Source organism: Tistlia sp. (assembly GCF_040905785.1).
In the GTDB taxonomy this organism is placed as follows: Bacteria; Pseudomonadota; Alphaproteobacteria; order Kiloniellales; family DSM-21159; genus Tistlia.
Genome location: NZ_JBBDQW010000065.1, coordinates 50,713 through 70,976 on the forward strand (window position 1 = coordinate 50,713; position 20,264 = coordinate 70,976).

General features: G+C 70.4%; 18 protein-coding genes. 10 read left to right on the forward strand and 8 right to left on the reverse strand.

From position 1 onward, the window contains the following. The first annotated feature begins 52 nt into the window (after positions 1-52). Genes WD341_RS14630 through WD341_RS14650 form a run of 5 tightly spaced genes read left to right on the forward strand, consistent with a single transcriptional unit; the run spans position 53 to position 4,234 of the window. On the forward strand, positions 53-703 hold the full coding sequence (locus WD341_RS14630; RefSeq protein WP_368426210.1) for a TRAP transporter small permease subunit: 651 nt from the start codon (positions 53-55) through the stop codon (positions 701-703). 3 nt (positions 704-706) lie between these two features. After that, entirely contained in the window at positions 707-2,065 is a 1,359-nt protein-coding gene (locus WD341_RS14635) for a TRAP transporter large permease subunit (protein WP_368426211.1), read from the forward strand. Positions 2,066-2,093: 28 nt separating this feature from the next. Continuing rightward, entirely contained in the window at positions 2,094-3,452 is a 1,359-nt protein-coding gene (locus WD341_RS14640; protein WP_368426212.1) for an amidase, read from the forward strand. Then, positions 3,449-3,631: a hypothetical protein gene (locus WD341_RS14645; protein ID WP_368426213.1), complete on the forward strand. Its 183-nt coding sequence runs from the start codon at positions 3,449-3,451 to the stop codon at positions 3,629-3,631. The genes WD341_RS14640 and WD341_RS14645 overlap by 4 nt, the downstream gene beginning before the upstream one ends. A gap of 60 nt (positions 3,632-3,691) precedes the next feature. Further along, a complete protein-coding gene (locus WD341_RS14650; RefSeq protein WP_368426214.1) occupies positions 3,692-4,234 on the forward strand; it encodes a hypothetical protein in 543 nt (180 codons plus the stop codon). Between the two features lie 20 nt (positions 4,235-4,254). Here WD341_RS14650 and ehuB read toward each other — a convergent pair whose 3' ends face one another. The 5 genes from ehuB to WD341_RS14675 all read right to left on the reverse strand — a co-directional run bounded on the left by ehuB (position 4,255) and on the right by WD341_RS14675 (position 9,158). Beyond that, entirely contained in the window at positions 4,255-5,148 is an 894-nt protein-coding gene (ehuB, locus tag WD341_RS14655) for an ectoine/hydroxyectoine ABC transporter substrate-binding protein EhuB (RefSeq protein ID WP_368426215.1), read from the reverse strand. Positions 5,149-5,189: 41 nt separating this feature from the next. Continuing rightward, a complete protein-coding gene (locus WD341_RS14660; protein ID WP_368426216.1) occupies positions 5,190-5,633 on the reverse strand; it encodes a universal stress protein in 444 nt (147 codons plus the stop codon). Positions 5,634-5,655: 22 nt separating this feature from the next. Then, on the reverse strand, positions 5,656-6,939 hold the full coding sequence (locus WD341_RS14665) for a TRAP transporter large permease (RefSeq protein WP_368426217.1): 1,284 nt from the start codon (positions 6,937-6,939) through the stop codon (positions 5,656-5,658). Next, positions 6,936-7,601, reverse strand: a complete 666-nt coding sequence (locus WD341_RS14670; protein ID WP_368426218.1) for a TRAP transporter small permease — start codon at positions 7,599-7,601, stop codon at positions 6,936-6,938. The genes WD341_RS14665 and WD341_RS14670 overlap by 4 nt, the downstream gene beginning before the upstream one ends. 165 nt (positions 7,602-7,766) lie before the next feature. Further along, complete coding sequence (locus WD341_RS14675) at positions 7,767-9,158, reverse strand: PLP-dependent aminotransferase family protein (protein ID WP_368426219.1); 1,392 nt, start codon at positions 9,156-9,158, stop codon at positions 7,767-7,769. Positions 9,159-9,330: 172 nt separating this feature from the next. Between WD341_RS14675 and dctP the strand changes: the two genes are divergently transcribed. Both dctP and WD341_RS14685 read left to right on the forward strand, forming a co-directional pair. Then, the gene (gene dctP / locus WD341_RS14680; protein WP_368426220.1) at positions 9,331-10,365 is read left to right on the forward strand and encodes a TRAP transporter substrate-binding protein DctP; all 1,035 of its coding nucleotides are present in this window, start codon (positions 9,331-9,333) and stop codon (positions 10,363-10,365) included. A gap of 182 nt (positions 10,366-10,547) precedes the next feature. Continuing rightward, positions 10,548-10,736 carry a DUF3008 family protein gene (locus WD341_RS14685; RefSeq protein WP_368426221.1) on the forward strand — a complete coding sequence of 63 codons (189 nt, stop codon included), beginning with the start codon at positions 10,548-10,550 and terminating at the stop codon, positions 10,734-10,736. 27 nt (positions 10,737-10,763) lie between these two features. Here the strand turns inward: WD341_RS14685 and WD341_RS14690 are convergent, their stop codons facing one another. The 3 genes from WD341_RS14690 to WD341_RS14700 form a co-directional block, all read right to left on the reverse strand. Next, positions 10,764-11,357: a hypothetical protein gene (locus WD341_RS14690; RefSeq protein WP_368426222.1), complete on the reverse strand. Its 594-nt coding sequence runs from the start codon at positions 11,355-11,357 to the stop codon at positions 10,764-10,766. An 81-nt stretch (positions 11,358-11,438) separates the two neighbouring features. Beyond that, positions 11,439-14,363, reverse strand: a complete 2,925-nt coding sequence (locus tag WD341_RS14695; RefSeq protein WP_368426223.1) for an autotransporter domain-containing protein — start codon at positions 14,361-14,363, stop codon at positions 11,439-11,441. Between the two features lie 157 nt (positions 14,364-14,520). After that, positions 14,521-15,906, reverse strand: a complete 1,386-nt coding sequence (locus tag WD341_RS14700) for an enoyl-CoA hydratase/isomerase family protein (RefSeq protein ID WP_368426224.1) — start codon at positions 15,904-15,906, stop codon at positions 14,521-14,523. 236 nt (positions 15,907-16,142) lie between these two features. On the opposite strand from WD341_RS14700, the gene WD341_RS14705 reads away from it, so the two are divergent. The 3 genes from WD341_RS14705 to WD341_RS14715 are packed head-to-tail and all read left to right on the forward strand — an operon-like array spanning position 16,143 to position 20,260. Further along, positions 16,143-16,520, forward strand: coding sequence for a thioesterase family protein (locus WD341_RS14705; RefSeq protein ID WP_368426225.1), 378 nt, complete (start codon positions 16,143-16,145; stop codon positions 16,518-16,520). Positions 16,521-16,544: 24 nt separating this feature from the next. Further along, positions 16,545-18,707, forward strand: a complete 2,163-nt coding sequence (locus WD341_RS14710; protein WP_368426226.1) for a thiamine pyrophosphate-dependent enzyme — start codon at positions 16,545-16,547, stop codon at positions 18,705-18,707. Next, positions 18,704-20,260, forward strand: coding sequence for an indolepyruvate oxidoreductase subunit beta family protein (locus tag WD341_RS14715; RefSeq protein ID WP_368426227.1), 1,557 nt, complete (start codon positions 18,704-18,706; stop codon positions 20,258-20,260). The genes WD341_RS14710 and WD341_RS14715 overlap by 4 nt, the downstream gene beginning before the upstream one ends. Positions 20,261-20,264 lie beyond the last annotated feature (4 nt).

A 20,264-nucleotide genomic window follows, 5' to 3' on the forward strand; every position in this document is an offset into this window, starting at 1 on the left:
CCCCCCCCCCCCCCCCCCCCCGCCCGTGTGCCTCCCGAGGTGAGCGGCCTGCATGGAACGCTACATCCACGTCTGTGACACGATCAGCGCCTGGTTCGGCAAGGCCTTCGCCTGGTCGATTCTGGTCATGACCTTCGGCGTCGGCTACGAGGTCTTCGTCCGCTACCTTCTGCGCGCGCCGACGCCCTGGGCGTTTGACCTGTCCTACCTGATGTACGGCACCCTTTTCATGATGGCCGGTGCCTACACGCTGTCGCGCGACGGCCACGTCCGCGGCGACGTGCTCTACCGCCTGTGGCCGAAGCGCGTGCAGGCTGGTGTCGAGCTCGTCCTCTACATCCTGTTCTTCTTTCCAGGAGTGATCGCCCTGGTGATCGCCGGCTGGAAGTACTTCTCACGCTCCTACAGATATCTGGAGGTTAGCGTGATGAGTCCGGCCAATATTCCGATCTTCCAGTTCAAGTTCATCATCGTGGCGGCCGGGCTGCTGCTGTTCATTCAGGGCACCGCCCAGGTCTGTCGCTGCCTGCTCTGCCTCAAGCGCGGCAGCTGGCCGGCCCGCGAGGAGGACGTCGAGGAAATCGAGAAGCAACTGCTCGAGGGCAAGATCGGCGCCATCCTGGCGCACGGCAGCGAGGCTGTCGACGTCGTGGTCCCGGACGCTGTCGGCGACGCCGATCCAGACCGCCCGCGCAGGAGCTGAGCCATGACGGACCCGCAGATCGCCGTGATGATGCTCGGCATCTTCATCTTCGTCATCATGCTTGGCTTTCCGATCGCCTTCACGCTGATGGCACTCGGCGTCGCCTTCGGCTACTACGCCTACTACGACCCGGCGCGCATGCAGACGATATTCGACAACCGGATATTCGACCTGCTCGTCAACCAGACCTATTCGGTGATGGCGAACGACGTTCTGACGGCGGTGCCCCTGTTCCTCTTCATGGGCTACATCGTCGAGCGAGCCAACATCGTCAGCAGGCTGTTCTCGACTTTGCAGATCGCGGCGCGACGGGTTCCGGGCTCGATGGCCGTCGCGGCGCTGATCACCTGTGCGCTGTTCGCCACCGCGACCGGCATCGTCGGCGCCGTCGTCACGCTGATGGGGCTGCTCGCCTTCCCCGCCATGCTGAAGGCGCGCTACGACGTCAGTTTCGCCTCCGGCGTGATCTGCGCCGGCGGCACGCTGGGCATCCTGATCCCGCCCTCGATCATGCTGATCGTGTACGCGGCCACCTCCGGCGTCTCGATCGTCCAGCTCTACGCAGGCGCGCTGCTCCCCGGCATGCTGCTGGCCGGTCTCTACGTCGTCTACGTCATCGGTCGAGCCACGCTCGATCCGAAGGTCGCGCCCAAGCTGCGCGACGACGAGTTCGAGCCGATCGGCACCGGCAAGCTGATGCTGCTGCTTGCGACCTCCTTCCTGCCGCTCGCCCTTCTGATCAGCTCGGTGCTCGGCGCCATCCTGTTCGGTCTCGCGACTCCGTCCGAGGCGGCCGCCGTGGGCGCCCTCGGCGGGCTGTTCCTGGCGGCGATCTATCGCGCGCTGACCTGGGACCGGCTGCGCGAATCGGTCTATTTGACCGTGCGCACCTCGGCCATGGTCTGCTGGCTGTTTGTCGGCTCCTGGACCTTCTCTTCGGTCTTTTCCTATCTGGGCGGCGAGCACGTCATCGCGACCTTCGTGACCAGCCTGGACCTCACGCCGCTGATGTTCCTGATCCTGGCGCAGCTCATCATCTTCCTGCTCGGCTGGCCGCTGGAATGGTCGGAGATCATCATCATCTTCGTGCCGATCTTCCTGCCGTTGCTGGCGCAGTTCGGCGTGGACCCGCTGTTCTTCGGCATCCTGATCGCGCTGAACCTGCAGACCTCCTTCCTGACCCCGCCGATGGCCATGTCGGCCTACTACCTGAAGGGAATCGCGCCACCACAGATCCAGCTCGTGCAGATCTTCCGCGGCTGCATGCCCTACCTGGCCATGGTCCTGATCGCCATGGCGCTGCTCTACATCTTCCCGCAGATCGTCTTCTGGCTGCCCGGCCTGGTCTATGGCGCCCGCTGAGACGAAGGGCGGCGCGAACCGCCTGCCCGTGCTCGAGCTGCGCGACCGCCTCGCCAGCGGCGCGCTCTCCGCCGCCGAGGTGGCGGAGGCTTTTCTCGCTCGCTGCGAAGCGGTCGAGGCGGAAGTGCGGGCCTTCGCCTTTCTCGACCCCGCCCATGTCCGCGCACAGGCGGAGCGGCTCGACGCCCATCGCAAGCACGGCCGCCCGCTCGGCCCGCTGCACGGCGTTCCGGTGGCACTCAAGGATACGATCGACACGGCCGACATGCCGACCGAGAACGGCACCCCGGCCGACGCCGGCCGGCGCCCGGAACACGACGCCGTCCTGGTGACGCGCCTGCGCCAGGCCGGCGCGCTGGTTTTCGGCAAGACCGTGACGACGGAGCTCGCCTACTTCGCACCTGGACCGACCCGCAACCCGCACAACCCCGAGCACACGCCCGGCGGCTCCTCCCAGGGCTCGGCCGCGGCCGTCGCCGCCGGCATGGTGCCGCTGGCGATCGGCACCCAGACGGCCGGATCGGTGATCCGCCCGGCGGCCTTCTGCGGCATCGTCGGCTTCAAGCCGAGCTTCGGCCTGATTCCGCGCGGCGGCGTGCTGCTGCAGTCGCGCGAGCTCGACACGCTCGGCACCTTCGCGCGCGACCTGCAGGGGGCGGCGCTGCTCGCCGAGGTCCTGCAGGGCCACGATGCCGGCGACGCCGACACCCGCCTCGTGGCCGACCTGCCTCTCTGCGCCGCCACCCAGGCGAAGCCACCGGTTCGCCCGCTGCTCGCCTTCGTGAAGGGGCCGAGCTGGGAGGAGGCGGCGCCGGACACGGTCGCGGCCTTCGCCGAGCTGCTCGAGGCACTCGGCGAGATCGACGAGGGGATCTGCGACGAGGTCGCGCTGCCGCGCGAGTTCGCCGAGGGCCTCCCGGCGCAGCTGCGTCTCCAGCACGTCGGCATCGCCCGCAACTATGGCCATTACCTGGAGCGCCACGGCGCGCTGCTGAGCCCGGTGCTCAAGCAGGCGATCGACGACGGCCGAAAGGTCTCGGCCCTGGAGTTCCTGGCCGCAGCCGATTGGGCCACCGTCCTGCGCGCCGGCCTCGACCGGGTCCTGCAGCGCTACGACGCGATCGTCACGCCGTCGGCGCCCGGCGAGGCACCGCGCGATCTGGCGATCACCGGAAAGCCGTCGTTCAATGCCCTCTGGACCCTGCTCGGCGTGCCGGCGGTGACCCTGCCGCTGCTGTCCGGAGAGACGGGGCTGCCGATGGGCGTCCAGCTGATCGGCCGCAAGGGCGAGGACGAGCGGCTGCTGCGGACAGCGGCCTGGCTGCAGCGCACGCTGGCCGCGGACCACGCCGCGGTCGGCAACCCGCAGGAGGCGAGACTGGCATGACATGGCTCGACAAGGTGCTGGCGCTCTTCGCACTGGCAGGCTTCATCGGCTTCCTGGCGGTCCTGGTCGGCTTCGTGTGGCGCCTCGACCTCATCGTCGTGGTGACGATCGGCGTGCTGTTGGCGATCTACGACTTCTATCTCTCCCTGCGCGGCCGCCATCGCGACGACTCGCATTGAGTCCTGGCGCCGCCCGGTGAACCTCTGACGCTCTGGTTGCGCTTTTTGGGGGAAAGCACGATGCGGCTCACGGTCACGGGACTCCTGAACGGTTGCCTCCTGCTCGCGCTCGGCGGCTGTGCCGGCGCGGCCATGGAGGGCGCCAACATGGCCAAGGACGAGGTCGTCTACGAGAACAACATCGAGGCCGCGCGCGCCGGCCAGGTCGAGGCCCAGTACAGGGTCGGCGAGGCGCTCTGCTGCTCGCTCGGCGACCGCAAAGGCTTCTACGACACCCGGGCCGCCACCGACTGGCTGTGCCGGGCCGCCGCCCAGGGGCACGCCCCTGCCTCCCGCAAGCTCGGCCGGATCTATTCCGGCGAGGTCGTCGACGGGGTTCGGGTCATGCGCCGCGTCGCCGAGCGCGTCTCGGGCCGCCCGCAGGACCGGGCGCTCTCCTATGCCTGGCTCTCGGTCGCCGCCGGCCAGGGCGATGCCGAGGCCGGGGCCGAGGCGCAGACGCTCTGGGGCGACCTCGACGAAGCCGAACGGGCGCGCGCCGGGGGGCTTACCGCCGGCGGCCGGTCCCTGCCCTGCCGCTGGGACGAGGCCTTTCCGGGATAGGGCGGATCGCGCGAGCGCGCTCAGCGGGCGCAGAGCTCCTCGACCGTCCGGTCGGCCGCCATCTCGGGGGTGAAGCCGAAAGGCTCGACCAGCTGCCAGTGCGCCTCGCTGCCGAGGAAATCCTTGAGCGCCGCGTCGAAAGCCTGGCGCAGGGCCTGGTCCTCCTTGCGGAAGGCGAAGCCGCCGTAGCCCTTGACCTCCTGCCCGTCGAGAACCGGGAAGAACTGCTCCGTGGCATCGATCTCGGGATCCGCGGCGGCGATGCCCTGGGCCGTCAGGCTGGTCAGGCCGACCGCCTCGACCTCGCCGGCCTTGAGGGCCTCGATCGCCTTGTCGAAGCTGCGATAGAGCGGCGCGCGGTCGGCCGGAATGCCGGTCACCAGGGCGTAGTTGTACTCGACCGTGCCGGCGATCAGGCCGACCCGCACCGACTCCTGCTCCGAGATCGCACGGTAGTCGGTGACCCCGGCAGGGTTGCCGCGGCGCACGGCGAAGGCCTCCCCCACGACGTAGGTCGGTTCGCTGAAGGCGACCTGGGCGCAGCGCGCCGGCGTGATGAACATGCCGGCCGCGATGACGTCGATCTCGCCGCCCTGCAGACGCGGGATCAGGGCGCCGAAGTCCATCGCGCTCGCCTTGATCCGGCTCTCCGGCGCGATCTCGGACAGCACCTGCCGGGCGATCTCCGGCGCCTCGCCGGTCGCCCGGCCGTTCTCCTCCACCCAGGCGTAGGGACGCTCGTTGGCGACGCCGATGCGCAGGGGCTCGCCGGAACGCACGCGCTCGAGGGTATCCTGCGCGGTCGCAGGCGCCGTCGCGCCGGCCAGCCCGACCGCCAGCCCCGCCGCAAGCGCGAAGCCGGCGCGCCGCGTCGATCGTGGCGCTGCGCTCTTCTCGCTCCCTCCGAGGGGCATTCCTTCCTCCCCGGGGCCGGCCGTCTGTCGGGCCGGTCCCGCTACTTCACCGTGATGCAGGTACAGCCGGCCAGGCTGTTGACCTTGTGCGACACGCTGCCGAGCAGCATGCCGGTGATGTCGCCCAGCCCGCGGCTGCCGATGACGACGGCGTCGGCGCCCGATTCCTTGGCGAACTCGATGATGGTGCGCGCCGCCGGGCCCCGCCGCACGACCGGCTCGACGCCCGGGAAGTCGGCCTCGTCGGCCTTGTCGACGACCCACTGGGCGGCCTCGCGCGCGAGCAGGCTGAGGGTCGCGTCCGGCGACTCCGGGACCTCGCGGGTACGCACCATCGAGTGGCTGCTCTCGAGCTTGCTGTAGTGGCGGTAGACGCTGAGCGCGAACAGCCGCGCGCCGTAGCGCTTCGCCAGGTCGATTGCCAGCTCCGCCGCCTTGGCGGCGTGGTCCGATCCGTCGACCGCGACGACGATGGTCTTGAACATGGCCTCGCCTTTCTCGCCCGCGCTACTTGTCGAATGCCGCATCGCGCAGGAACAGCGCGATCTCCGGGAACAGGATCAGGCCCGCAGCGGCCGCCAGCAGCATGAAGATGAAGGGCGGCGTGCCCTTGATGACGTCGAAGTAGGGGCGCCGGAAGATCGCGATCGCCGTGAAGATGTCGCAGCCGAAGGGCGGAGTCGCCGAGCCGATCGCGACCTGCAGCGTGATGATGATGCCGACCAGTACGGGGTCGAGGCCCGAGGCGTCGACGATCGGCGCGAAGATCGGCACCAGGACCAGGATAACCACGATCGGGTCGACGAACATGCAGCCGACGAAGAAGGCGATCGAGATCGCCACCAGCACCATGTAGGGGCCGGCCTGGTCGAGGCCGATCGAGCCCAGGATCGCCTGCGGGATCTGGGCGAAGGAGATGGTCCAGGAGAAGGCGGCGCCGGCGGCGACGAGGATGAACACCACCGCCGTGATCAACCCGGTCGAAAGGGCGATCTCCGGCAGCTCGCTGAGCTTGATCGAGCGGAAGACCAGGCACTCGAGCACGACGGCGTAGACGACGCAGACCGAGGCCGCCTCGGTCGGGCTGAAGATGCCGCCGTAGATCCCGCCGATGATGATCAGCGGAAAGCCGAAGGGCCAGATCGAGCCCTTGATCGCCGTCAGGCGCTCGCCCCAGGTCGCCTTCGGCTGGGTCGGGATGCCGGTGATCCAGGCGTAGAAATAGGAGTAGAGCGAGAACATGAAGAGGATCAGCAGGCCCGGGCCAATACCGGCGATGAACAGCTCGGCGATCGAGGTCCCGGAGATCACGCCGTAGATGATCATCCCGATCGAGGGCGGAATCAGGAAGGCGATGTCGCTGGCATTGATGCACAGCGCCATTACGAAGGAGTCCTTGTAGCCGGCCTCCAGCATCTTCGGCCGCAGCGGCCCGCCGACCGCGACGACCGTCGCCTGGGTCGAGCCGGAGACGGCGCCGAACAGCGTGCAGGTCGTGGCGGTGGTGATCGCCAGGCCGCCACGCACGTGGCCGACGAAGCTCATCACCAGGTCGAGCAGGCGGTTGGCCGAGTGTCCCTTGGTCATGATGTCGGCCGCCAGGATGAACATCGGCACGGCGATCAGCGCCGAGGGCTTCACGCCCCCGATCATCTGCTGGATCATGATTTCCGGCTTCATGCCGGCGAAGAAGACGAAGAAGCCGAGCATCGTGGCGCCGAGCAGCGGCACCATCATCGGGAAGCCCAGCAGCAGCAGGACGATCATCGTCCCGACCATGGCGGCGGTCATGGCGAGCGCTCCTTGCCGGGGCCATCCGGCGGCGTGAGGTCCGGCCCCGGCCGTTCACCGGGCATGTCCTCGCGCGGCGCCGGCGGCAGGAGGTCGTCGACCTCGTCGTAGCTGTCGATGTTGTCGAAGGAGATGTAGACGTCATGCTTCTGGAAGTTGCGGACCACCGTCAGGTAGTACTGGATGCCGGTGATCACGAAGCCCACGGGGACCCACAGGTAGGTCAGGTAGAGCGGTACCTGCAGCGAGGGCGTGACCTTGCCGAGGCGGGCCAGGCGGTCGACGTAGAGGTAGGAGTAGTAGGCCAGCACCAGCATGATCGTGCCGGTCAGCGCGGCGATCAGGATCATCAGCGCCTTGCGGCCGCGATCGGGCAACTGGTCATAGAAGGCCGACATGCGGATGTGGCGCCCCTGACGGGTCGCGTAGCCGAGGCCGACGAAGGTGACCAGCACGATCAGGAACTCGTTCAGTTCCTGCGAGAAGTAGATCGACTGCCCGAGCAGGAAGCGGCCGATGACGTTGGCGACCGAGTTGATCGCCATCAGGATCACGCCATAGGCCAGCACGATGCTCTCGAACCTGGCAATCACGCGATCGATCGCCGCGAGCGCCTTCATGGCGCCGCCCGGCTCCGTCTGGCCCGATCGTCTCTCGGCCATGTCTCCCCCATCGGACCGCGCCGACGCCTTCGGCCGCGGCAGTCCCCTGTTCCGTCCGCCGCCGGTCGACGGGCGTCAATCGCAGACCGATCAATGCTTGAGAGGGACACCGATCATGTCAAGTTGACAATTGTATCATGACAATCGGGCCTCCATTGCCGGCGCTCACGCCTCGGCGAGCAGCGGCTCGGGATCGCGGCGCAGCAGCTCGGCGATCACCGTCAGCCCCTGCTCGAACTGGGCGCGCGAGCGGGTCGCCCCCAGCGACAGCCGCACCGCGTGGGGTTCGTTGCCGCGTCCGACCATGAAGACCTCCGCCGGCGTCACCGCGACGTTGCGCTGGCGCAGACTGGCCACGAAAGCCTCGACCCGCCACTGCTCGGAAATCGTCAGCCAGGCGTGCAGGGCGTGGCGCTGGCAGCGGTACCGGAACCCGCGCAGGGCCCGCTGCAGGATCTTCTGGCGCGCCGTCATCTCGTCGCGTTGCCACTGGATCAGCCGGTCGGCGGTGCCGTCGCTGAGCCACTGGCTCGCGATCTCGGCGACCAGGGGGGTCGCCATCCAGGAGGTGGCGCGCAGGCGGGAGACGATGCGCGGCACCTGCGCCGGCGGCCCCACCAGGTAGCCGGTGCGCACCCCGGGCATCAGGGACTTGGTGAAGGTCGTGACATAGTAGCTGAGCTCCGGCGCGAAGCTCGACAGCGCCGGTGGCGGGTTCTCCAGCAGCATCGAGTAGGGATCGTCCTCGACGATGGCGACCCCGTGGCGCCGGGCGATCGCGGCCAGCGCCCGGCGCCGCTCGAGCGGCATCACCGTGCAGGTCGGGTTGTTCAGGGTCGGAATCGTGAAGAGGGCGCGGACGTCGCCAGCGGCGCAGGCGGCGGCGAAGCCGTCGGGCAGGATGCCCTGCTCGTCGCAGGGCAAGGGCTTGAGCCGCAGATGCAGGGTGCTGGCCAGCAGGATGGCGCCGTGATCGGTCAGCTCGTCGGTGACCACCGTGTCGCCCGGGTCGGCGACCGTGGCCAGGGCCAGCAGCAGGCCGTGGGCGGCACCGTTGCAGATCACCACCTGGTCGACCGCGGCCTGCACGCTGCGCCGGGTCAGCCACTCGACCGCGGCGACGCGGTGCTGGTCGAGGCCCTGCACCGGCCGGCAGGCGGTCATCGAGGCCAGGTCCATCGATTCGGCGAGCGCGCCGAAGACGGCGTGGACCGCCTCGGCGTGGACGAAGCCGCTGGCCGGGCGGTTGATCGAGAGGTCGATCAGGTGCTCGTGCCGGCGCGGCATGATGAACTGCGATTCCAAGATCTGGCCGTTGCCGCGCACGAAGGTGCCGCGGCCGGTTTCCCCCACCACCAGGCCGCGCCGCTCCGCCTCCCGGTAGGCCGCGCTCACCGTCTGCACGCTGACACCGAGGCTGAGCGCCAGCTGGCGGTGGGTCGGCAGCTTGACGCCCTGGGGCAGCTCCCGCGTCTCGATCGCCTCGCCGAGGGCGTTGGCGATCGCGAGGTAGAGGGGCGCGCTTGCGCCGCTGAGGTCAGGTATCCAACTTGTCATGGTTCAATATATACATTGACCTGTTCATTATATCTCCTACCTTCGATGGTTCAACGATCAGGTCGAACAGCCGGCGTTCCGCGTTGCGACGGGATGAGCCGTGCGGCTTGTCCGGATGCGGGCGGTAGCCGGCTACGACGAACCAGAGAAACAGAACAAGGAGGTTGCACAGATGCTTCCGACCAGAAGACTTTCCTTCCTGCTGGCCGGCGCCGCGGCGCTCGGCCTGACCGTCGGCGCCGCCTCGGTCGAGGCCGCCGAGTGGAAGTTCGCCATCGAGGAGATCGACGGCAGCGTCCAGGACCAGTACGCCCAGGAGTTCAAGAAGCGCATCGAGGAGAAGTCCGGCGGCGACGTGACCGTCACGGTCTACGCCTACGGCACGCTCGGCACCTCGGCGGACCTGACCGAGCTGGTCACCCAGGGCGCGATCCAGTTCGCCAATGCCTCCCCGGGCCACCTCGGCACCATGGTACCCGAGATCCAGGTCTTCTCGATCCCCTACCTGCTGTCGGAGAACAACGCCGCCAACAAGAAGGTCCTGACCGACAGTCCGACGATCTACGAGCGGCTCGGCGGCGACTTCGAGGAGAAGGGCCTGAAGCTGCTGACCATGTATCCGGAAGGCGAGATGGTCTGGACCACCAACAAGGAGGTCCGCTCGCCCGAGGACTTCGACAACTTCAAGATGCGCACCATGGTCTCGCCGATGCTCGTCACCGCCTACGAGGCCTTCGGCGCCAGCCCGACACCGATGCCCTACGGCGAGGTCTACGGCGGCCTGCAGCTCAAGCAGATCGACGGCCAGGTCAATCCGATCTTCGCGATCCAGGAGATGAAGTTCTACGAGGTCAGCGACTACATGATCTGGGCCGGCCAGCAGCAGTTCACGACGACCGTCGTGACCAATTCCGACTGGTACGCCGCCGACATCACGGACGAGCAGCGGCAGATGATCGACGAAACCGTCGCCGAGCTCGCCGACTACATCTTCGAGGTCCAGGAGGAGTTCAACGAGAAGCGCCTCGAGATGATCAAGGAGGCCAAGCCGGACATCAAGATGATCCGCCTCAGCGCCGAGGAGCGCGCGGTCTTCGAGGAGCGCGCCCAGCAGGTCCGCGACCAGTACATCGAGATGGTCGGGGAGGACGGCAGGGAGGTTCTCGAGGCGCTCGAGCAGGAGCTCGAGGCCGCCGAGAAAGAGTAGGCGCCCTGCCCTCGGCAGCGGGTTTGGAGAGCGGCCTTCGGGCCGCTCTCCTTTTTTGTGCGGATTTTTTCTGCGTGCTCCAGGTCTAGCGCCGAACCTGGCGTCCGCCTGTTCGTTTCCTGCTTCGTGGCGGGTGCAGGATCTCGGCGCCGCGGGGACCGCGGCTGCAAAGGAGCAGGAGCATGCCAGCGAAGTCACAGTCCCAGCAGAAGGCCGCCGGTGCCGCCCTCTCGGCGAAGCGCGGCGAGACCAAGGTCGGCGACCTCCAGGGCGCCTCGAAGTCGATGTACGAATCGATGAGCGAGAAGGAGCTCGACGAGATGGCCTCCACCAAGCGCAAGGGCAAGCCGGAGCACAAGTCGAAGTCCTGAAGCCGAGCCGAACCGCCACCCGGGCCGTCAGCGGTCGCGCAGTTCGCCCCCGGCGATCGGCTTGAGCGCCCGGGAAAGGCCCTGGGCGACGAGGCCCAGCGACGAGCCCCACACCAGATGGACCGACAGCATCAGCGCGTTGCGCCGTGCGGGGTGCGAGGAGGCGGACCGCAGCAGGCCGAAGGCCGGCACCCAGCCGAAGTAGCTGGCGGTCCAGACGCCGATCGCGAAGCCGACGCCCTCCAGGGCCGCCGGCGCGCCGCCGAGCCGGCCTGTGCCGCGGCTCGAGGGCCGCGCGAGAAGACCGTAGAGCGCGCCCGAGGCGGCGCCGAAGCCGAAGTGGCTGGCCAGCGTCGCGGCCTGCAGGCCGGGCTCGTCGAAGACCTCCCTGGCCCCTGCGGCGGCCAGCGCGCGCTCGGTCAGCTCCCGCGGCGGCAGAGGGTAGCGCTCGCGCGCCGGCAATCGCCGGAACAGCGCGTCGGCCGCCAGGGTCATGGCGACCGTCGCCGCCGTGCCGGCGATGGCGCCGATCAGGGCGTCGCGTGCCAGCGCGCCGCCCCCATCCGCTGCCGACCGCGGTCGCTGCGCCCGGCGGCCGGTCCCGCTGCCGCGCTGCTCCATCGTGTTCGTCCTTGCCGTTCCTCCGGAGCAACGGAGTCGCGGGCAGGGGGTTCCGCGGCACCTTGGCCGGGCCGGCGCCGGTCAGAACGACCAGCGCAGAAGGCCGGTGACGGCGTGGGCGATGTAACCGCTCTGGACCTGGGCGTCGTAGCCGAGCGAGAGATCGAGGTTGCTGCCGATCTCGGCGGAGACGCCCGCTCCGATCAGCGCCGCGTCGCGGCCGAGGTCGCCGGAGCGGATCGCGAAGCCGGTGCCGCCGGCCGCAAGGCGCGCGTCGAGGGAACTGTGGGTGTCGGCGAACTCGTGGCTCCAGCGAAGGTGCACCTCGGGCCGCAGCAGGGTTTCGGCATCGAGCTGCAGCGGGTAGCCGAAGGCGGCGCCCAGGCTCGAGCGCAGGCTGGTCGTGCGGTCCGAGCCGACGCTGAGATCCAGGCTGCCGGCGCCGCTCTCGTCGTAGCTCTCGGTCGAGAGGTGCAGGAACTGCAGGCCGGCCAGCGGCGTCACCTCGAGCGCGGCTCCGGTGCCGAGCTCGAGCTCGAAGCGGCGGCCCCCCTCCAGGTAGCCCGAGACCTCGTAGCCGTCGTAGCGGCCTTCCGCGGTCTCCTTGACGGCGCCGAAGGCGACGGTCCGCTCGGTCTCGTAGCGGTTGAGCGCGATGCCGAGGCCGGCATCGAGGCTCCAGGGCCCGTCCCACCAGCCGGAATAGAGGCCCGCCTGGTAGCTGCGCTGCCGGGTGCTGCCGTCGAGATCGTCGTAGCCGGTGTCGGCGCGCGCGTAGCCGAAGGACAGGCCGAGCAGGAGGCCCGACTCGGCGCCCTCGCCGGACAGCCTGTAGTCGGCGCCGGCGGCAAGGCCGCCCAGGGTGGTGTCGTACCGGTCGCCCCGGCTCTCGCCGTCGCGCGAAGCCCAAAGCCCGTAGGGCTGCACCCAGACGCCGAACGGCAGGGCGTCGGAGCCGGAGGTCTGGTCGCTGCCGCGGCCGAGCGCCAAGACCGGTCCTGCGGCCGCGGCGGTGCCCAGCCCGTCGCTCGGCCCGGCGAATCGCGGCCGGCTGAGCAGCTGCTCGTCGCTGGGGTCGAGGCCGGCGTCGATCAGCACCGAGGCTTCGGGATCGGGTGACATCAGCAGCCGCAGCGCCGTCGCGTTGTCGCCGCCGAGCGCGCCGCCGGCGCGCACCGCCGCGACGCGCTGCGAGGCCGCGCCGAGGAACTGGGCCGAGGTGATCCGGGCGGTGGTGCCGGCCGTCGTCGAGGCGCCGCCGATCTGGTCGAAGGCGCGGGCCAGCTCGGGGGCCAGGAGCGGATCGAGGCTGTCGTAGAAGGAGCGCGGGAACAGGCCGCTCGTGCGGCCCGCGTCGAGCACCGCCGCGATCGCGGCCTGGTTGGCGTCGGTGGCAAGGTTGGTCAGCGGCTGGCGGCCGACCTCCAGGCTGAGAGCCTGGGGCGAGCCGACGAGCTGGAAGGTCACGGCGCCGAGCGGCTCGGGATCGTCCAGCTTCGAGAGCTCGAGATCGTCGCCGGTGACGACCGTGAAGCGCGCCCCGATGTCGGGCGGCGCGCTGAGCAGGCCGACCTCCAGCGTGCCGCCGAGGCGCGCGGTGCCGCCGGTGACCTCGAGCCGGTCCGCCTCGGCGCCCTTCAGCTCCGCGAGCAGCCGGCCGCCGCGCTGGTCGAAAGTCCCCTCGATCGAAAGCCTTCCGATAGCGCCGGTGCCGCCCGGCGAGACGGTGCCGCCGGTCTGCAGCAGCCCGGCCGAGGTCGAGACCCGGCCGCGGCCGGCCAGGGTACCGCCGAGCAGGTCGAGCCAGGCGGCCTTCAACGAGCCGTCGACGTGGAGCAGGCCCGAGGAGAGGGTCGTGCCGGCCTCGGTCTCCAGCGTCCGGGACTTGAGGATGTCGAGCCGCGCCAGCGCGTTCCTGACGGTGAGGCTGTCGACCGTCGCGTCGATGTCGAGGCGGGTGCGGCCGGCCTGGTCGAGCGTGACGTTGTAGTAGCGCGCCCGGCCGCCCTCGACGTAGCCCTGGGCGTTGTTCGGCACGACGCCGCCGCTCCAGTGGCCGGGCGAGGACCAGTCGCCGTCGCCGGCCTCGGCCGAGGTCCAGCGCAGGAAGGAATTCTCCTGCAGCCAGTCGTAGAAGAAGGGCACCGACTGCCACAGCGTGATGCCGCCGTAGCCGAGCATCAGCTTGCCGTTGAAGATGGCGCCCTCGACCTCCGCCGCCTCGGTGGGCGCATGGCCGCCGGTCAGGACGCCGATCAGGACCAGGCTGCCGTCGGGCAGCACCAGGAACAGGGGCCCGCCGCTGTCGCCGGGCGCGCCACCGCCCTCCAGGGCACGCGCCAGGGAGGCGCCGAGCGAGCTGTAGTCGGGGTCCTCGGGCACGTGATCGACGTCGACGGCGAGGACGGTCTGGTCGTCCGGCAGCTCGTCGTCGCCGCTCGGCGGCAGGTCGCTGGCGCGCCCGAGGAAGTCGAGCGAATTGGTCGCGACGCGCCGCCTGCTGTCGTCGAGCACGCCGTCTGGGTCCGAGGCGAGCGTCGAGAGACCGTAGCCGACGATGACGACCTCCTGGCCGTCGGCGGTCACGCTGCGGGCCAGAGGTATCGGCCTGATCGAGGTGATCGGACGGTCGAGGGCGATGATTGCGATGTCGCGCCGCGCGAAGACGTCCTCCCGGTAGTCGGGATGCACCAGCACCGAGGAGAAGCGCGCGTCGGCGGGCGCCGCAACGATGCTCTTGAAGGAGACGGCGCCGGCGCCGGCGAGGTCCGCATCCCGCTGCGAGCCGAAGCAGTGCGCCGCCGTCACGATGGTGCGCGCGTCGATCAGCGTGCCGGTGCAGCCCATGTCGAGATAGCCGACGAAGGGAAAGGCGTTGGCGCTATCGAAGTAGTTGGAGAGGCCGCCGGCCGCCGCGGCGACGTCGTCGCGGATCACCACGGCCTGTGTCGGTGCCGGCACGCTCAAGGCGGTGGCCGCCAGCAACCCGGTCAATGTCTTCCGCAAGAGTCGATCCCCCGATGCCCCGAAACTGCCTTAGCCAACCGCGCGCGGGTCGGCAAGGAGATGGCGGCGGCGGCGAACCCGTTACCCCTGATCGCGCGTTTCAACCTAGTCGATAGTCGCATCCGCCCGCTACCGCTTCGGCTGCGCGCGGGAACCCTTAGGCGGCGCGGCTCTGTGCGTTCCAGAAGCGCTCGAGATTGCGGATCAGGGCCGGCGAGAAGTGACAGTAGACCTGCTCGCGGGCGTAGACCGCCATGAAGGCGCGGAAGCCGTCGAGCGGCTCGTCGGCGATCCGGAAGCCGCGACGGTTGGCGGCGGCGCTGACCACGCCGGAGGTTGTCAGGCGGGTCGTCGCCTCCTCCAGGGCCGCCTCCAGGCGCTCCGCCGGCACGACCTCGTCGCAGACCAGCCGGCCTTCCGGGCTGTCGCAGTCGAGGCGCTGGTCGTACATGATCAGGCGGCGCGCCAGGCGATCGCCGACGAAGCGCGGCAGGCGCATGTTTGCGGCTCCCGGAATGATGCCCTCCTTGCGCGCCGGCAGGGTCATGTAGGCGTCGTCGGCGCTGAGGATGTAGTCGGTGACCAGCAGGTACTGGCAGCCGCCGCCGATCGCGAACTTCTCGACCAGCGCGACCCAGACCTTCTCCAGCGTCTCGCCTCGCTCCTCGTCCGGGGTCACGTCCTCGTAGGCGAGGCCGCGATAGATCTTGTTGATGAAGCCCATCTCGCGCACGAGGTACCAGAGGTAGGGAATCTGGCCGTGATAGAGGCGGGTCAGGTTGATGCCGGTGCAGAACACGCCGCGACCGTCGTACTTGCCGCCCTCGATGGGCGCGCCGCGCAGCACGCAGATCGAGGCGCGCGGATCGAGCAGCGCCAGATCGACCGCCGTCTCGACCTGATGCACCGTGCTCTCGTCCTCGGCATTGAGGAAGCGCGGGTTCTTCATGAAGACCGTGCCGACCGCACCCCGGCGCTCGTAGATCGCGGTGCCGAGGTCGATCCGCTCCTCGCGCTCCAGGCGCGGCGCCAGCTCCAGGGCTTCGGCGCGCGGCAGAAGCATGGCGTGGCAGAGGTGCAGGCCGCACGCCCGCTCGGCCAGAAAGCCGTTGAACAGCAGGCCCTGGTCGATCTCGTGGCCGTCCTTGTCCTTCTGAGCGACGGTCGCCTCGGCCTCGACCCGCTCGCGCGTCGGCACCAGGCCCGGCACCGCCTCGGCCGCCGCATAGGCCAAGTCCTCGACCCGCCGGAAGCGGGCGAGGTCCTCCGTCAACGCGCGGTAGAGGCTCGCCGCGTGGGCGGCGAGGAAGCGGGCGCGGTCGGCGCGGCTGACGGCGAGCAGGTTCTCCGCCAGCTCCTGCTCGGCCGGCGAGCGCCGCGCCCTGGCGGGCAGGGCATCGAGCCGGGCCAGGCCGGCAAGCCAGAAGTCCGAGAAGGCCGCGCGGTCCCGCTCGTAGTCGCCGCCGAGCGTCGGGCTGCCGGCCAGCCACCCGGCGGTCTCCGGCGGTCTCGATTCAGCCGCGGCCCTGATGAACGCACCCATGATCCACCCCTCTGCTGTCGCTTCCGCCTCTCGGCGACGGATAGCCTATTAGTTCACTAACGCAAGTTCAATCCGGCAAGCGCAAGCGATCGGGCCGGAACCCTCGGCCGCAGCAGCCGACCCGCCGCAGGGAGCAGTGCCGCTCGCCCTCGGCGGAGCCGCCGAGGAAGCTTGCAGAGATGAACTTATCTGCTTCATAGTTCGGCCGGACAAGGCGGGCTGGGAGCGACAGGCAGATGATCGAGGCCGGAGCGACGGAGCGCAGGACGGTGCGCGTCGACGAGCAGCGGACCATCGGATTCATGGGACCGGAGCTCAGGGTCTACGCGACCCCCGCGATCGTCGCCGACGTCGAGATGGCCTGCCGCGACCTGCTGCTGGGCGCGCTCGAGCCGGGCTACGACAGCGTCGGCACGCGCGTCGAGATCGACCACCTGGCCGCGGCCCGGCTGGGCGCCGAGGTCAACGTCGAGGTCACCGTCACGGAGGCCTCGGACCGGCGGGTCTCCTTCGCCGCCACGGTGCGCGGCGGCGACACGCTGCTGGCCGAGGTGGTCCACCAGCGCGCCGTCGTCTCGGTCGAGCGCCTGAAGCAGCGAATCGCGCGGCTGTAGCGGGCGGGGGACGGGAGGAAGGTCATGCCCGAACGGTCCTTCGCCGAGGAGGTCAAGCAGCTCGAGATCGGCGACGGCGAGACCTTCGAGGGCGAAGGCATCCTCGCCGTTACCAAGGCGCTGCTGCAGTCGGGCGTGTCCTACGTCGGCGGCTACCAGGGCGCGCCGGTCTCGGCCCTGGTCGACGTGCTGAGCGACGCCCAGGACCTGCTGGGCCGTCTCGGCGTTCACCTGGAGACCTGCGCGAACGAGGCCGGCGCCGCCGCCATGCTCAGCGCCTCGGTCACCTACCCCCTCCGCGGCGCCGTGACCTTCAAGTCGATCGTCGGCACCAACGTCGCCGCCGACGCCCTGTCCAACCTCAGCTCGGCCGGGGTCACGGGCGGCGCCTTGATCGTCGTCGGCGAGGACTACGGCGAGGGCTCCTCGATCATCCAGGAGCGCAGCCACGCCATCGCCATGAAATCGCAGTTCTGGCTGCTCGATCCGCGGCCCGACCTGCAGAAGATCGTCGACCTGGTCGAACAGGCCTTCGAGCTGTCCGAGGCCAGCAGCACGCCGGTCATGATGGAGCTGAGGATCCGCGCCTGCCACATGACCGGGCGCTTCGCGGCGCGGGACAACCGGCCGCCGCGCTACTCGACGCGCGACCTCCTCCCGGCGCCGCTGTTCGACAAGGACCGCATCTCGCTGCCGCCCGCCACCTACCTCCAGGAGAAGCGCAAGGTCGAGGTGCGCTGGCCGGCGGCCCAGAGGTTCATCGCCGAGCGCGAAATCAACGAGGTCTTCGAGGCCGCCGGCGAGGGAGCGGCCCCGGACCTCGGGATCGTCCTGCAGGGCGGGATGTACAACAACGTGGTCGCCGCCCTGCGCGCGCTCGGCCTCGCCGATGCCTTCGGCGAGAGCCGGATCCCGCTGCTGGTGCTGAACTGCGTCTACCCCCTGGTGCCCGAGGAGATCGCCGGCTTCTGCCGCGACCGCAAGGCGGTGCTGGTCGTCGAGGAGGGCCAGCCGGACTTCATCGAGACCGCGGTCAAGGCGCTGCTCTCCGACGCCGGGCTCGGGACCCGGGTCCACGGCAAGGACTGCCTGCCGATGGCCGGCGAGTACGTCGGCGCGGTGCTGCTCGAGGGCTTCGGCCGGTTCCTGGCGAAGGCGCGCTCGACGGCCCTGCCCTCTGCCGCCGCCCGGCAGCGCGTCGAGCGGGTCGCGGCGAGCCGGCGCCAGGCCCTCGAGATCCTCGGCGAGCCGGTGCCGACGCGGCCGCCCGGCTTCTGCACCGGCTGCCCCGAGCGTCCGGTGTTCTCCGCGCTCAGGCTGGTCCAGGACCGGGTCGGCCCGCTGCATGTCAGCGCCGACATCGGCTGCCACTCCTTCGCGACGCTGGAGCCCTTCAAGATCGGCAACACCATCCTCGGCTACGGACTCGGCCTCGCCTCCTCGACCGGCCTGTCCTCAATGATGAGGAATCCCGTGGTCTCGATCATGGGCGACGGCGGCTTCTGGCATCAGGGCCTGACGACCGGCGTCGCCAACCACGTCTTCAACCGCGACGAGGGCGTGCTGGTCATCCTCAAGAACGGCTATTCTTCGGCGACCGGCCACCAGCACATCCCCTCGACCGGCAGCAACTCGCGCGACCAGGCCAGCGGCATGGACATCGAGTCGGCTCTGAAGGGCGTCGGCGTGCGCTGGATCCGCACCGTCGACAGCTACCGCGTCGGCCGCCTCGTCGGGACCCTGAAGGAGGCGATCCTGGCGCGCGGCAAGGGCCTGCGCGTAATCATCGCCGACGGCGAGTGCATGCTGGCGCGCCAGCGCCGCGAGAAGCCGGCGGTCGCGCGCCGGCTGAAGGCCGGGGGTCGCGTCCTGCGCACCCGCTTCGGCGTCGACGCCGAGACCTGCACGGGCGACCATTCCTGCATCCGGCTGTCGGGCTGCCCGACGCTGACCGTGAAGTCGACCGCGGACCCGCTGCGCCGCGCGCCCGTCGCCCACGTCACCGAGGGCTGCGTCGGCTGCGGCAATTGCGGCGAGGTCGCCGAGGCGGCGGTCCTTTGCCCCTCCTTCCACAGGCTCGAGGTCGTACAGAACGCCGGGCGCCTGGAGCGGCTGCTCGCCGGCCTGCGGCGGCGCACGATCGCGCTGCTGCAGGGCCGCGACGCCCGCGGCCGGGCGGCGGCATGACCGGACGGGATGACCAGGGTGGCGGGATCATCGGGGACGCGCCGCGCACCGTCTCGATCCTGATCGCCGCGCTCGGCGGCGAGGGCGGCGGCGTGCTGGCCGACTGGGTCGCGGCGGTGCTGCGCCAGGCCGGCTATCCCTGCCAGACCACCTCGATCCCCGGCGTCGCCCAGCGCACCGGGGCCACGACCTACTACATCGAGTACTGCTCGGTGCCGCTCGCCGAGCTCGGGCGGCGCCGGCCGGTCTTCGCGCTGACCCCGGTCCCAGGCGAGGTCGAGGTGATGCTGGCCTCCGAGCTGATCGAGGCGGCGCGCGCCGTGCAGAACGGCTACGTCACCGCCGACCGGACCACGCTGATCGCCTCGAGCCACCGGACCTACGCGACCTCCGAGAAGATCGCGCTCGGCGACGGCCGCTTCGACTCCGCGCGCGCCCTCAAGGCGATCCACGAGCTGGCGCGCCGCGCCATCGTCTTCGACATGGAGCAGGCGACCGAGCAGGCCGGCACGGTGGTCAGCGCGGTGCTGTTCGGCGCGCTCGCCGGCTCGCGCGTGCTGCCGGCCGGGCGCGAGGCCTTCGAGGCGGCGATCCGCGCCGGCGGCCGCGGCCTCGAGGCCAGCCTCGAGGGCTTCCGGCTCGGCTTCGAGGCGGCACAGGGCGGGCCGACCGCGGCGCCGGCCGCCGCGGCGCCGGGCGAGCCGGCGGGCAAGGATCTCGAGGACTTCCCGGTCGAGACGCGCTTCGTCGTCGGCAGCGGCCGCGACCGGGCCCGCGACTACCAGGACCGGCGCCACGCCGAGGACTACCTGGCGCGCTGCCGCGAGATCGTCGCGCTCGACCGCGCGCTCGGCGGCGCGGACCGCGGCTGGCTCCTGACCAAGGAGGCCTGCCGGTTCCTGGCGCTGCGCATGACCTACGAGGACGTGATCCGCGTCGCCGACCTGAAGTCGCGCCCGCAGCGCTACGCGAGACTGCGCCGCGACAGCCGTGCCGAGGGGCAGCCGCTGCGCATCACCGACTTCTTCAAGCCCGGCCCCGAGGAGATCTGCGCGCTGCTGCCGAGGCGTCTCGGAGAAGGCTTCCTGGCGGCGCTGCGGCGGCGCGGGCTGGAGCGCCGCTTCCATGCCGGGCTGCATCTGCGCAGCGACACGGTCGCCGGTTTCCTGCTGCTGCGCACCATGGCGCGCCTGCGACTCCTGCGCCGTGGCTCCTGGCGCTGGAGCCAGGAGACCGCGCTGACCGCGCGCTGGCTCGCCGCCGTCGAGGCGGCGGCGCGCCTGGACTACGGCTTCGGCGTCGAGACCGCCCTCTCGGCCGACCTGCTCAAGGGCTACAGCGATACCTACCGGCGCGGACAGGAGAACTTCGGCCGGCTGCTGGCGGAGCTGGTCGAGCCGGCGCTCGCCGTCGGCCGGCCCCGCACCCAGGCCCTGCGACGGGCACGCGAGGCCGCCCTGGCCGACCCCGAGGGCGAGGCGCTCGGCCGCTGCCTCGCGGAGCCGGCGCCGGCCGAGCCCGCTCGCGGCGCGCCGGTGCTGGCCGCCGGATGAGGGA